This window comes from Streptomyces sp. SolWspMP-5a-2, from assembly GCF_900091845.1.
Lineage (GTDB): Bacteria > Actinomycetota > Actinomycetes > Streptomycetales > Streptomycetaceae > Streptomyces > Streptomyces doudnae.
Genome location: NZ_FMCI01000024.1, coordinates 33092 through 46291, shown reverse-complemented (window position 1 = coordinate 46291; position 13200 = coordinate 33092). Strand labels below are relative to the sequence as shown.

7 protein-coding genes and 1 pseudogene are annotated in these 13200 nt (G+C 76.9%); 1 reads left to right on the top strand and 7 read right to left on the bottom strand.

Annotated features, from left to right (window positions below):
* The 7 genes and pseudogenes from GA0115242_RS41190 to GA0115242_RS40520 form a co-directional block, all read right to left on the bottom strand.
* Positions 1-967 (bottom strand): Hsp70 family protein (locus tag GA0115242_RS41190; RefSeq protein ID WP_256089343.1); only part of this gene is annotated, 967 nt, incomplete at its 3' end.
* Between the two features lie 94 nt (positions 968-1061).
* A pseudogene (locus GA0115242_RS41400) lies at positions 1062-1367 on the bottom strand (Hsp70 family protein); the annotation flags it as partial.
* A 221-nt stretch (positions 1368-1588) separates the two neighbouring features.
* Positions 1589-3733, bottom strand: a complete 2145-nt coding sequence (locus tag GA0115242_RS01345; RefSeq protein WP_093823592.1) for an Hsp70 family protein — start codon at positions 3731-3733, stop codon at positions 1589-1591.
* Positions 3730-4212 (bottom strand): nucleotide exchange factor GrpE, encoded by a 483-nt coding sequence (locus GA0115242_RS01340; protein WP_161352934.1) that lies wholly within the window; start codon positions 4210-4212, stop codon positions 3730-3732. Before GA0115242_RS01340 ends, GA0115242_RS01345 begins: the two co-directional genes overlap by 4 nt.
* Positions 4209-4697: a hypothetical protein gene (locus GA0115242_RS40200; RefSeq protein WP_141721445.1), complete on the bottom strand. Its 489-nt coding sequence runs from the start codon at positions 4695-4697 to the stop codon at positions 4209-4211. The genes GA0115242_RS01340 and GA0115242_RS40200 overlap by 4 nt, the downstream gene beginning before the upstream one ends.
* The gene (locus GA0115242_RS42275) at positions 4694-10600 is read right to left on the bottom strand and encodes a CHAT domain-containing protein (RefSeq protein WP_093823586.1); all 5907 of its coding nucleotides are present in this window, start codon (positions 10598-10600) and stop codon (positions 4694-4696) included. Before GA0115242_RS42275 ends, GA0115242_RS40200 begins: the two co-directional genes overlap by 4 nt.
* The gene (locus GA0115242_RS40520; RefSeq protein ID WP_107461318.1) at positions 10600-11241 is read right to left on the bottom strand and encodes a hypothetical protein; all 642 of its coding nucleotides are present in this window, start codon (positions 11239-11241) and stop codon (positions 10600-10602) included. Before GA0115242_RS40520 ends, GA0115242_RS42275 begins: the two co-directional genes overlap by 1 nt.
* A gap of 966 nt (positions 11242-12207) precedes the next feature.
* Between GA0115242_RS40520 and GA0115242_RS40515 the strand changes: the two genes are divergently transcribed.
* Positions 12208-12579 carry a hypothetical protein gene (locus GA0115242_RS40515; RefSeq protein WP_161352931.1) on the top strand — a complete coding sequence of 124 codons (372 nt, stop codon included), beginning with the start codon at positions 12208-12210 and terminating at the stop codon, positions 12577-12579.
* Positions 12580-13200 lie beyond the last annotated feature (621 nt).

The following is a 13200-nucleotide window of genomic DNA, read 5'->3' as shown; positions in this document are numbered from 1 at the left end:
GGCTGGTCGAGAGGACCGTCCGGTCGCTCACCGGGGGGCTGCCGCCGGTGCGGAGGGTCCGGTCGCCGGGCGGGGCGCGGGGCCGTGGACTGCTGCCGGTGGGGGCGTCCGGCTGTTCGTCGGGGACGGCGGCCGAGCCCTGTGGGCCGTGCGGGGTGCCCGGTTGTTCCCCGGGGGGCGCGGTGGCGGACCGCCGGAGGTCGTCGAGTGTCCGGCGCGCCTCGGCGAGGATCGCCTCCAGCAGCGCGCGCGCCTCCTCGACCCGCCCGTCCCCGGCCAGCTTCCTGGCCCGCGCCACGTCCAGCCCGGCCGTCTCCGGCGACCGGCCCCGGCGACCGGCACCGCCAAGTTCCCGGGACCCGTCCACGTCCCGCGACGCGCCCTGGTACCCGGTGTCACCCGGGTCCCCCGATCCGCCCCGGTACCCCGGGTCCCGTGGGTCCGGTGCCGGGGGAGGGGCGGGGGGAAGCAGGGTCACCGACAGCCGGGGGGCGTCCGCGAGCGTGTCGTCGCCCGTGGCGGCCGCGGTCGGCGCCAGCCCCTCGATCCCGCCGGGCGGCGCCCCCGCCAACTGCGCGGCGTGCACCAGCGCGCCGTGCGCGAGCAGGTCGTCAGGGGCCCGGACGATCTCCCGGCCGAGCCCCCGCACCGCCGCACCGACCGCCGCGAGCCGGGTGCCGCCGCCCACCAGGAGCAGCGTGTCCACGTCCCTCGCGGTCATCGCGGACTGGTCGAGCAGCGTCCGCGCCCGGTCGAGCGTGCGCCGCGCGTGCCGCTCCAGGTACGTGGTCAGACGCACCAGGTCGAAGCCGAGCTGGACGGTGCCGCCGTCACCGCAGTCGATCTCCAGCAGGCCGCCCGCGCCGCCGCCCGGCGCGCCCAGATCCTCCCTGACCCGCGCCACCCGCTCCCGCAGCCGCAGCCACCACGCGTCGTCCGGGTCCGGCGCGAGCGGCCTGCCCCGCACCGCCCGCAGCGCCGCGGTGAGCCCCGCGTCGTCGAAGACCCGGCCGCCGGTGCCGGTCGCCGACTCGTGCCCGAGCGCCCGGTAGCGCTCCCCGCGCCCCCCGCACGAGGCCCAGTTCGAAACCCTGGTACCCGAGCCCGTAGACCAGACAGGTGCTGGAGCCCCGGCCCTCGGTGTACCCGACGACGGCGGCCATCGCGTCGCCGATCAGCCGCACCTCGGACAGCCCGGCCGCCCGCGCCGCCTCCAGCAGGGCGGTGCGCTGGGTCGAGCGGTAGGACACCGGGACGCTCACCACCGTCTGCCCGATCCGGGCCCCCGACGCGTCCTCGACCCGCTCCCGCACCACCCGCAGCACCCCGGCGAGGACGTCCTCCGGCGGCACCGACATCCCGTCCACCCGCACCGGACGGCCGCTGCCCAGACGGCTCTTGAGACTGGTGAACGTCACCGGCAGCGGGCCCGCCACGGCCGGTTCGCACAGCAGCCCCGGCCACTGCCCGCCCGCCAGCGCGAACCGGCGCACCGGCCCGCCCGGCGGCCCGAACGCGACCCGCAGCGCGGTGCTCCCGAGATCGAGACCGAGCCCCGGACCGGGCGCGGCGCCGTCCCCCTGCGCCCTCACGCGTCCCCCGCGTCGTCGGGCACCCGCAGGATGCCGTCGAAGCGCTCCGAGTCGCGCAGCGCCGACACCCGGCGCGCGTCGTACGCCTGCGCCACCAGGTTGGCCAGCGCGCGGGCCTGCTGCATCGTCATCATCCGGTTGCCCTCGTCGTGCGCCTGCTTCACGTAGCCGACCGCCTCGTTGATCAGTCTCGTGGTCTCCGGGGGCGCACCGTCCGCGGCCTCCTCGGCGTGCAGGAACTGGCTCGCGTAGCCGCAGTGGTTGTACATGTCGGCGACCAGCAGCTCCGTCATCCGCTGGTACTCGCCGCTCTCCGCCTGCCGCAGCACCTGCTCGGCCTGCTGCATGTCCCGGCGCACCTTCATGTCCTGGGCGTCGTCGACGTAGTCGCCGTAGCGCAGCAGGAACTTCTCGGTGTCCCGGCGGGCCATCTCCAGACGCTGGCGCAGCGTCGCGCTGTCCGGTTCGAGGACCGGGGCGGGCGGCAGGGTGCGCGGCTTCTCCCGCCGGGGCCGCGCCTCCAGGCTCATCCCGGTGCCCGGCACGGTGATGGTGACCGTGATCGTGCGGTTGGCGTCGTAGTTGAAGGACACCTCCACCGGCCGGTGCAGCTCGATCTGCTGCGGCAGTTCGAACTCCACCACGCCCTGCTCGTCGTTCTCGCTGGCGATCGGGCTGGTGCCCTCGTACACCGGCACCCGGATCAGCCGGCTGTCCGTCGCCTGGAACCGCTTGGTGCGCGGATCACGCATCGGGTACGACGTCCCGCTCTCGATGATCGGCACGAACACGTCCCGCTGGGAGCCGCGCACCGCGGCGATGCCCATGTCGACGCCGGTCACCTCGTACAGGCCGGTGCTGCCCACCGTGCGGGCGTGCGCGAGGCTGCTGCCGCACCGCGAACAGACGCCCTGCGCCTCGTCGTTGACCTCGCCGCAGTCCTGCACCGGGCACTCGACGCCGTCCAGGGTCCCGGCCAGGACGCCCGCGCCGAGCGCCACGCACTCCATCGCGTTGATGTTCCGGCGGACCTTGTCGCGCCCGAAGAACGCCTCCACCGTCTCGTACACCGGCCGGGCCAGCGTCCCGCCGCCGACCAGCAGCACGTCGGTGATCTGCGCGGGCGTCAGGCCGTCGAGATCCAGGGTCTCCCTGACCAGGTCCATCGTGCGGCGCACCAGCGGCCGGGTCCACTCCTTGAACTCCGCCCTCGTCACCGCCATATGGACGTCGACGACCATGCCGTCCTCCGTGCGGAACCCGGCCGGGATGCTGATCAGGGTCTCGGTGAGGCTGTTGAGCTGCCGCTTCGCCTGCTCCGCCGAACGCTTCGCGACGAACAGGAACCGCGGGTCCTGCGACGGGTCGATCCCGCAGTCGTCCCTGACCCAGGCGGCGATCCGCTCCACCAGCGCCATGTCGAAGTCGTCGCCGCCGAGCCAGTCGTCGCCCGCGAACTTGCGGACCGTGAACTGGGCCGTCCCGTCCGCGCCCTTGGTCGCGTCGAGGACCGAGATGTCGAAGGTGCCGCCGCCCAGGTCGTAGACGAGGATGCGGCTGCGCTCACCGGCCCGCTTGTCCATGCCGAACGCGATCGCCGCCGCCGTCGGCTCGTCGATGATCTTCTTGACGGTGATCCCGGCCAGCTCCGCCGCCTCCCGGGTCGCCGCCCGCTGCGCGTCCTTGAAGTGGGCGGGCACGGTGATCACCGCGTGGGTCACCTCGTCGCCCAGGACGTGCCCGGCGTCCGTGACCAGCTTGCCCAGGATGGCGCTCGACACCCCGGCCGGGGTGGTGGTCCGCCCGGCGAACTGGACGTGGGCGCGCGGATCGTCGTCCTGGCCCGGCACGATCCGGTAACTCAGCCGCTGCCGCGCCTCGGTGACCTTCCGGTCGGTGAAGTCCCGTCCCATCAGCCGCTTCACGGAGACGACGGTGTCGGCGGGCTGCCGTTCCGCCCAGTTCACCGCGTCGCTGCCGACCAGGAGTTGTTCCGAGCCGTCCCGGCGCAGCACCCCGACCACCGACGGGGTGAGGTTCTGGCTCTCCCCGTTGGCGACCACCCTGCTCTCCTGCTGGGCCGCGTCGTAGTGCGCCACCACGCTGTTGGTGGTGCCGAGGTCGATCCCGATCGCCGTCATTCCCGTTCCCCCTCGCTGTTCTCCGCCTGCGCGCCGTCACGGCCCGGCCGCGGCCCGGGGACGGCGACCACCACGTGCGCGGGCCGCAGCAGCCGCCCCCGGTCCCCGTATCCGCGCCGCACCACCTCGACGACCTCGTCCTCGCCCGCCGAACCCGACGGCCGCACCTCGACGACGTGATGGGTCGCGGGGTCGGCCCGCTCGCCCACCACCCCGATCGGCTCCAGCCCCTCACCGCGCAGCCCGCTCTCCAACTCCGCCGCCAGCAGCCGCAGATGACGCCGGTAGGCAGCGGCGTCCCGGTCGGCGCCGTCGGCGAGCAGCCGGTCGAAGCCGTCCAGGGCGTCCGCGCACAGCAGCAACAGCCGCTCCCGGTGCGCCCGGTGGGCCGCGTCGCGGGCGGCCAGCTCCCTGGTGTGCTCGTAGCCGAGCCGTGCGGCCTCCCGGCCGGACCCGGCCACCGCGTCCCCCGCGCTCACCGGTCGAACCGGATCAGGTCGTCCAGCAGCCGCACGGCCCACGAGGGCGGCGGCCCGACCGCCCCGGGGGCCGTACGACCGGTCCCGGGAGCAGCCCCGGGACCGGTGCTGCTCGGCCCACCGCTGTCCGGCCCGGTGCTGTCCGGTGCGGCATCCGTGGCCACGGGGGCCGTGCGGGGTCCGGGGGCGGCCCCGGGGACCGGCCCGGCCGGGGGTGTCCCGCCCGGCTCCGGCGGCGGCCCGGCGGGGCTCCCGTCCCCGGGGCCGTCGCCGAGGTCGTACACGTACAGGTCGAACAGCAGCCTGCGGCGGACCGAGCGCAGGTCGTTCCACGCCTGCTGGGTGCGGGCGTTCATCAGCGACCGCTCCTGGAGCGCGAACGACACGTCCTGCATCGCCGCGTGCGTGGTCCACGGCGTCACCCCCACCGGGGCCAGGTCCGCGTAGGGCGACGCGCCGCCGTCGGCCGGATCCTCGATCCTCATGCGTGCTCCTCCTCACCCTCGACGGCCCCCAGCACCGCGCGCCAGCGCCCGACCGCTGCCAGCAGGACCCCGCGCACCGCCGCCGAACGCGGGTCCGTGCGCGCCGCCCTGACCAGCAGATGCACCGCCAGCGGCACTTCGCCCGGCACATCGAGCGACCGCCGCGCCCGTTCCGTCAACGACTGTGCCAGCGCCGCGAGTTCGCGCTCGGCGACCGGCTGCTCCTGCGCCATGGACCGCATCAGCTCCGCGAGCCCGTCGATGCCGATCCGCTCCGACACCAGCCGCTCCAGCAGGTTCAGCGTCTCCCCGAACGTCTCCCGGTAGCCCCGCGCCAGCTCCTGCCGCAACCCCGTGTGCAGCAGCGCGATCGACTCCTCCAGCACCGCAAGCCGCCCGACCGGGTCGTCCGTCCGCTCGTCCAGGTTGAACACCAGGCACCGCACCAGGTTGTCCCGCGCGTGCCCCGACTCCGGGTTCAGCTCCAGCGCCCGCCGCAGATCGGCCTCCGCCGCCGGGACGTCGAGCGGCAGCCCGTACCGGCCCCGCGTCGACGCCCGCCACACCCCGCGCATCGACAGCACCAGCGACGACTGCGCGTCCAACTGCCCCGCCAGATCGCCCGCCAGCGGCCGCAGCACCGGCCGCACCCGGTCCGCCAGCGCCACCGCCTCGTCCAGGGCGGCGTCCCGGTCCTCCGCGTCCCGGTCGATCAGCGCGTCGATCCGCCCCAGCAGCATCTGCACCACCGCCCCCTCGGTCCGCGCCCGCATCCCGGCCCGCCCCGCGATCCGCAGCGCCCGCGCCCAGTGCGCCAGCGCCGCGTCCAGACCGTCCGGGCCGCCGGTGAGCGCCGTCTGCGCGAGCGACAGCAGGGCCTGCACCGCGAGCGCCGCACCGTCCTGCGCGAACCGGGCGTACCGGCGCGGCAGCCGCAGATACGCCGGATCACGCTCCACGAACCCCCGGCAGTGCACGCACTCCCGCACATGCGCCCGCGGATCGGCCGCCGCGCCCGGACCGGCGCAGTCCGCGGGCAGTTCCGTCAGACCGGTCAGCGCGGGCAGCGCCGCGAGCGCCTCCTCGAACCGCCTCGCCTCCACCAGCGTCGCCGCGGGGGACAGCGCCGAGAACGCCCACCGCACCCGGCGGACCGTGAACTCGCCCGGCTCGTCCCCGTGCCGCGCGCCCGCGCTCAGCTCGGCGACCCGCTCGGCCAGCGACTCCTGGAGCCCCAGCATCCGCGCGAACCGGGGACCGCAGGCCGGGGCCCGGCCGCCGCCCGGCAGCGACGGCAGCCCACCGGCCTCCCGCAGCACCCGCGCCCCCGCCAGCTCCGCCTCGAACAACGCCGTCAACTCGCGGTACGCGGCCGCCTGTTCGGGACGGTCCTGGTCGAGGTGGCCCTGCTCGCCCGCGGTCAGCCGGTCCGAGAGCCACAGCCCCAGGTCCCGGCGCAGCTTCGTCAGGTCGGCGGCGGACACCGGATGCCGGTAGCAGGCCGCGCGTTCGGCCCGCCAGCCCTCCCAGTACCGGGCGTCCCCGAGCAGCGCCGCCCAGAACGCGAGTGCCTCCTCCCACACCGGCACCGCGTGCTCCCACGCCCCGTGATGCTCCGACTCCCGCGCCTGCCACAGCCGGGCCACCGCCAGAGCGTGCACCACGGCCATGTCCCCCGGCGCCCGCTCCAGCCGCTCCCGCCACGCCTCGATCCCCGCGTCCCGGCCGCGCGCCACGAGCAGCAGCAGCGGGGCGTCCTTCGGGAACCGCGCGCAGAGCGCCTCCAGCGGATCGGACGCCTCGTCGGGCGCCAGCCGCGCCACCGCCTCCCGGATCGCCGTCGGCGCGTGCCAGCGGTACAGCAGCGCGTCCAGCTCCAGCCGTCTGCCCGCGTTCCGCAGCCGGTTCCACGCCTCCCGCTCCTCCCACGGCCACCCGTTGGCCCGGTGACGCTCCATCAGGAGGTACGACACGTTGTCCACCTCCGCGATCGAGGAGCCCGGCCCGATCCCGGCGTCCCGCAGCGCCCGGTACGGGAAGGTGCCGTCCAGCAGCGCGAACGCGTCCGCCACCAGCGGCTCGCCCACCGTCCCCTCCACCCACGACAGCCGCAGCACGCCCCGCAGCCGCGCGGCGCGGGCCCGCGCCCCCTCGTGCCCGGGACCGGCCCGCCCGTACGACTCGACGGCCGCCGCGAACCGGCCCTGCTCCTCCAGGAGCCGTCCCGCGCAGTGGGCGAGCCGCAGCGGGGCGTCCCGGTACGTGCCGCACCCGGTGAAGGCGTCCGCGGCCCGCCGCCAGTCCCGCTCGGCCTCCGTGAGCCGCCCGCGCGCGTACGCCGTCACCAGCGGCGCGTCCGCGTGACCGCGCAGCGCGGCACCGCCCCGGCACACCTCGGCCCAGTCCTCCTCGGCCTCGGCGAGCCGCAGCCGCGCGTACCCGGCCCGCACGACGGTGTCCGCGAACCCGCCGTCGTCGGCGAAGGAGGCCGCCAACTCCTCGTAGGCCGCCGCGATCTCCCGCCACTCCGCGGCCCCGGCCGCCGTCCCCTCGGCGACCCGCGCCGCCGCGTACCGGGTGCGCGGCGCCACGTCGGCGTGCGTCCCGGGCAGCCCCCGGTAGCCGGTGAGCGCCGCCGCCCACTCCTCGTCCCGCTCGGCCAGCCGCGCCAGCACGTACCCGTGCAGCAGCGCGAACTCGTCGTCGACGTCCGCGTACGGCTCCAACGGGCCGCGCGCCCGCTCCAGTTCGCCCAGGCTCAGCGCGTGCAGCGCCGTCGCCTTGCGCCGCAGCAGCCCCACCGCGCCGCCCAGGGCCTCGTCCGGGACGCCGTCCAGGTGCCCGAGGACCGCGGTCCAGGTGTCCGGCCTGGTCGCGTCCTGCCGCTCGGCGAGCCGGGCCCGCGCGTACCGGCGGCGGTGGCCGACGTCCCCGTCCGCGTGGCTGTCGGGCAGCCCGCCGAAGTCCTCGACGACGGCCTTCCAGTCGTCCCGCGCGGCGGCGTCCCGGCCCCGGGCGTACAGCAGCAGCGGGGCGGGCGGCTCGGGGAAGTCGTCGACGTGACCCGGCACCTGGGCGAAGTGCTCGCACGCGGCGCCCCACTCACCGGCCAGCACGGCGGCCCGGCCGAGGGCGTACCGGCGCCGGAACCCGGCGTCCGGGTGGTCCGCCTCCCGGTACGCCTCCGCCGCGCCGGTCCACTCGCCGCGCGCCTCGGCCGCCCGTCCCCGCGCGAACCGGCGCCGACGCGCCACGTCCTCGTGGTCGTCGGGCAGCAGCCGCAGCGCGGCCGACGCCTCCTCCCACGAACCGGCGTCGGCCGCCGCGACGGCCTCCTCGTACACCCGCGCCCGCAACTCCCCGAGCCAGGCTGCCGGTTCGGGCAACCGGTCGGCGTCGCCGGTGGCAGGGGCCGCGCCCGCGGGGACGGGGTGCGACGCGGTCACCGCGGCCCGTTCCGCGACGGCCGCCTCCATCGCCGCGAGCGCCCTCGCCCAGGCACCCGCCTCGGCCGCCGCCCGGCCCCGCGCGTGACAAGCACGCAGCCCGGCGTCCGCGAACCCGACGACACCGCCGAACAGTCCCTCGGCCTCCGCCCACCGCTCCCCGCTTTCGGCGACCCGCCCGGCCGCGTACCCGACCCAGTCGGAGAGACCGGGGGAGGGGGGAGCGTCGGGTGCGGGGGGCGAAGTGGGGTGCGGGGGTGGGGTGTTGGCTGGGGATGCCGTGGGGTGCGCGGCCTCGGTGCTGTCGGGGGCCGAAGGGGGCGGGGTGTCGGGTCTGTTGTCGGGGGCCGCAGGTGTCGAGTGGCCGTTGGCGGAGGGGGACGGGGTCGACTCCGGGCTCGGGGGCGGGGGCGAGGGCTGGGGCGAGGACGTCCCCGAGGTTGGGCGGGGAGGTGCGGGCGGTGCCGGGGAGTCCGGGGCCTGCGCCGCCGGGTTCACGGTGGTGTGGTCCCGGGCCGTGCGGAACGCCTCGTGGGCCCCGGCCCAGTCGTCGTCGGCGGCCGCGGCGCGCCCCCGCGCGAAGGCGCCGCGCGCCGCCGCGTCGTACAGCCCCGGGCAGATGCCGAAGGCGTCCGCCGCGGCGGGCCAGTCCCCGGCCGACTCCGCCGTGCGGCCCCGCGCGTACGCCGTGCCCGCCAGCGCCGGACCGTGGTCCGCGCGCAGCGCCAGCGCCTCGCCCCAGGCGTCCGCCGCGCCCGTCCAGTCGGCTGCGGCGCACGCCTCCTCCGCGCGGGCGCAGAACCCGGCGACGGCCACCTCCAAGTCGGCGGTGCCGCACAGCCGTTCGGTGTCGGCGAACCCGTCGGGCCGCTCGGTGAGGATCTCCCCGCCGAGTCGCAGCACCGCCGTCCAGTCCGCGGCCCGCTCCGCCGCGCGGGCGCGATCGAGGAGCCCGGTGAGCCGTTCGAGACCCCGCACCTCCTCGGCCAGCACGGGCAGCCAGGCCCGTTCGCCGCGCGGCAGGGCCTGCCGGATCGCGTCCAGCGTCCCCGCGGTCCGGTCCCGGCGGCCCTCCGCGAGGTGCCGGCAGAGTTCCTCGACCTTCGGCCAGGCCAGCTCGTACGCCGCCTCGCGCCGCAGCATCTCCTGCTCGGCGTGGAAGACCTTGGTGCCGGTGTCCAGGATGCGGCGCACCACGACCCAGTCGCGCCGCTGACGCTGGTGGCGCGCCGCCTCGATGAGCTGGCTCGCGAGCACGTCCCCGGTGGGGTCGTCGTATGCCTTCCAGGCCGCCGCGCCGCGGCGCAGCGGGTCCGGAGCCTCATGGGCGCCGTCCCGCACCTCGCGCGCCTTGAACAGCCAGCCGTGCCGGCACTCCTCGTGCAGGAACAGCGCCGGGGTCGCCCACTCGGCGACGGTGTGCCCCGGCTGGTAGGAGATCCGGCGCCGGGCCGCGGCCATCGCCTCGTCGACGGTCCGGTTGACCGCGACGCCCTTCAGCAGCTCCGGTCCGAAGAGTCCGGCGGAACGGTCGCTGACCTTGCCGTGCATGGCGACGACCGCCGGTACCCCGCCGCCGATCAGCGCCTGGGCCAGCCCCGAGAACGGCTCGCTGTGCGCACTCTCGCCGCTCGAACAGAGGTTGAGCACGATCAGCCGCAGCAGGGGAGCGCGCAGCAGCATGCCGCTGAGCAGGTCGGCGGGCACCGGATCGACCGCGCGGTCCGGCGTCTCCAGATGGACGAACCCCTTGCGCAGATCCCGGTCGTACGACCCGTGCGCGATCAGCAGCACCGCCGTCGGCAGGTCGGACGCCTCCCCGAGGGCCCGCTCCAGCCGTTCCCTGGTCGCCGGCCGCACCACCGTCGTCTCCACCGCCACCTGCGGCAACTCCGCCAGCACGGACGTGACTTCGCCCTCGGCGACGGGCAGCTCCGCGCCGTCCGGCGCCGCGTGCACGACCAGCAGCCGGATCTTGCTGGGCGCGTCCAGGTGTCCGGGCAGCCGTCGGCCCACCGGCTTGCCCGGCAGCGACCGCACCAGCGACACCCCGTCCTGGAGTGCCGCCGACTGGCCCGGATCGGTCGCGGGCCCGCACAACGTCTCCAGCGGCAGCGCGCGCAGTTCGGGCGGCAGGTCGAACCGCAGCCGCAGCCCGCGCTCCGGCTGCATGGCCCGCACCTGCTCGTGCGCGGCCCGCAGACACTCGGCGACGGTCGGGCCGAGCAGCGCGAAGACGTCCCGGCCCAGGTCGCGCAGCCGGGAGGCCGGGTCCACCCCGCGCAGCGGGGCGTGACCGAGGTCGGCCTCGACCACCTGCTCCCAGCGCGCCCGGTACTCCTCGGCCCGGTCGCCCACGGTGAGCAGCTCGGCGCCGCCGCCCACCCCGCCGACCGTCAGGACATGACGCCGGACGCCCACCGGGCGGATCCTGACCCGCAGTTCCTCGTACTCCATCACTCCGGCAGACCCCCGATCCGCCCCTGCTCCAACTCCGAGTGAACCAGGGCCAGATCGCGCCTGACCAGATCCCTGAGCGCGGTGAGTTCCGGGTCGCCGGGGAAGTGGACGAGCGCGGCGGTGAGCCGGTCGGCGGCCTCCTGCCAGCTCCTGACCGCCCCGGCGAGACTCCCCGACCAGCGCATCTGCGCGCCGAGGATGTGCAGGGCGACGCCCAGGTTCAACTGGGCGCGCAGCAGGTGCGGGTTGAGCGCGACGGCACGGCGCAGGTCCGCCGCCGGGGTCTCCATCCGCTCCCTCGCCCGGTTGGCCTGCGCGATGGCCCTGTCGGTCAGCACCCTCGCCAACTGCCCCTTGAGACGGTCGTGTCCGTCCTCCCCGAGCAGCGTCCAGGCGGCCTCCAGGGTCGCCCCCGAGCCCTGCATGTCACCGGCCCTGTGCAGGGTCCGGGCGGCGGCGAGCGCGGTGTCCGCGACGACGGCCTCCACCTCCGGCCGCTTCCCGAGCGCCTCCGCGTGCGCGAGGGCGCGGCGCCAACTGAGCGCCGCGGTGAGGATGTCGGGGCCGGTCGGGGAGAGCGCGGCCCGCCCCTGCGCGAGCCGCGCGGCCAGCGCGACGCTCCGCGCGTCGCCGAGCAACCGCTCCCGTTTGTCGGGGAGTCCGGCGTAGGCCGGGTTGCGGCCGTCGAAGTGCGGACACCCCGGATCACAGACGGCGGCCCGCCGCGACCGAGCCGACTCCGCGGGCTGGACGCGCCCGGTGGACGCGGCGGACCGGCCGGATGCGGCGGGGCGGACCGGTCGAGCGGGCGGGGCGGCCTGCGAGGGTGCCGCCGAGGGAGAGGGCCGGGCGGCGGCGCCGGGCGAGGACGGCGGAACGGGCGGACCCGGCGGTGGACCCGACGCGGGGAGCGGGGCCGGGGGCCCCGGCGGGGGGTTCGGTGAGGCGGGCGGGCCCACTGGTGCGGCCGGGGCCGGTGGTGCGGATGGGCCTGGTGAGGTGGGTGGGCTCGATGGTGTGAGTGGGTCCGGTGAGGTGGGTGGGCTCGATGCTGCGAGTGGGCCCGGTGAGGTGGGTGGGCTCGATGGTGTGACTGGGGCTGGCGGTGCGGGTGGGGTGGCTGGTGTGTCTGGGTCTGCCGGTGTGGGCGGGTTGGGCGGTGTGCCTGGGGCTGATGGTGTGTGTGGGCCCGCTGGCGTGGCCGGGCCTGATGGTGTGGGCGGGTTGGCCGGTGCAGCCGGGCCTGATGGCGTGCGCGAGTTCGCCGGTGCGGCCGGACCCGGCGGTGTCGGTGGGGTCGGTGGGGTCGCCGGTGCGGCCGGGCCCGGCGGTGTCGGTGGGGTCGCCGGTGGGGGCGGGCCCGGCGCGCGTGCGGGAGCGGTCGCGTGTTCCGGTAGGTCGGCGGGTCGGAGGACGGGCGGCCGGGGAGCACCCCCGGTGACGGCGTCGCCTCGCGCGCCCGCCGCACCGGCGCCGTCCCGCTCGTGCTGGTCGCCAGGCCGCCGCGCGTGATCGCTCGGGACGCCCCGAGCACGGCAGCTCGGGCAGCGCAGCCCCGACAGCGCGGCGAGTGCCTCCGCGGGACGGTCGAGACGGAGCAGGGCGTGGGCGAACCCGAGGTGCGAGAAGGCCTGCCGCAGCTCCGCCGCCGCCTCGCCCGCCGCCGCGACGAACGCCCCCAACTCCGCCTCCCGCCCCAGCTCGACGATCCGCAGCGGCCCGCAGACGACGGTCCCGGCGGCGCCCGTCCACGACAGCCCGCCCGCCTCCGCGAGCAGCCGCGCCGCCTCCGACTCGCGCTCCAGGACGATCTCGGGGGAGGGGCGGACCACGGGGTCGGCCTCCGGCATCCGCGCTTCGAGCCGGGTGAGCAGGTCGGCCCGCAGCACGCCGAGTTCGTCGTCGGTGACGGGCGTGCCGTAGCGGGCGGCGGCCCCCGCGCGGTACGCCTCCCAGAACCCGGGGTCGTGCAATAGCCCGGCCCACAGGGCAACACAGCGCCGCCAGGCCAGAGATGTGCGGTCGGCCGGGCCGAGCGCGTGCCAGGCCATCACCGCGAAGGCATGGCCGAGCCGCCGGTCGGCGGGGGCGCGACGGGACGCCCAGGCGAGCAGGTCGAGCCCGTCCTCCCGCCGCCCGCCCAGACAGAGCGCCACGGCGTGCGGCACCACGAAGTCCGTCTCGTCCGGGTCGAGTTGCCGCGCCCGGTCGAGCAGGGACACGGCCCTGTCCCAGTCGACGACGGCCCGGTCGCCGGGTGGGGCCCCGGACGACCCGGTACCGAGGAGCGGCCGCGCGGCGGACCGGGGAGCGCGGTGACGTGGGTGCTCACGGGGGGTGGAGACGGAGGCGGGGTTCCCGGCGGCACGGTTACCGGCGTCGCCGTGGCCCCCGGCCCGGCCTCCGGGGCCCGAGACGGGGGCTCGGCCGGTGCCCTCCGCCGGGGACCCCGGACGCGGCAGCCGCCTGGACGAGGATCCCAAGTCCGCCGCGCCCGGACCCCGTTCGCGGTCACGGGGTGCGCGACCTCGGCCGTCATCGTCGGCGCCGGATCGGGAGTTCAGGCCGCCGCCCGCCCCATCGCCCCGCCCGCCCGC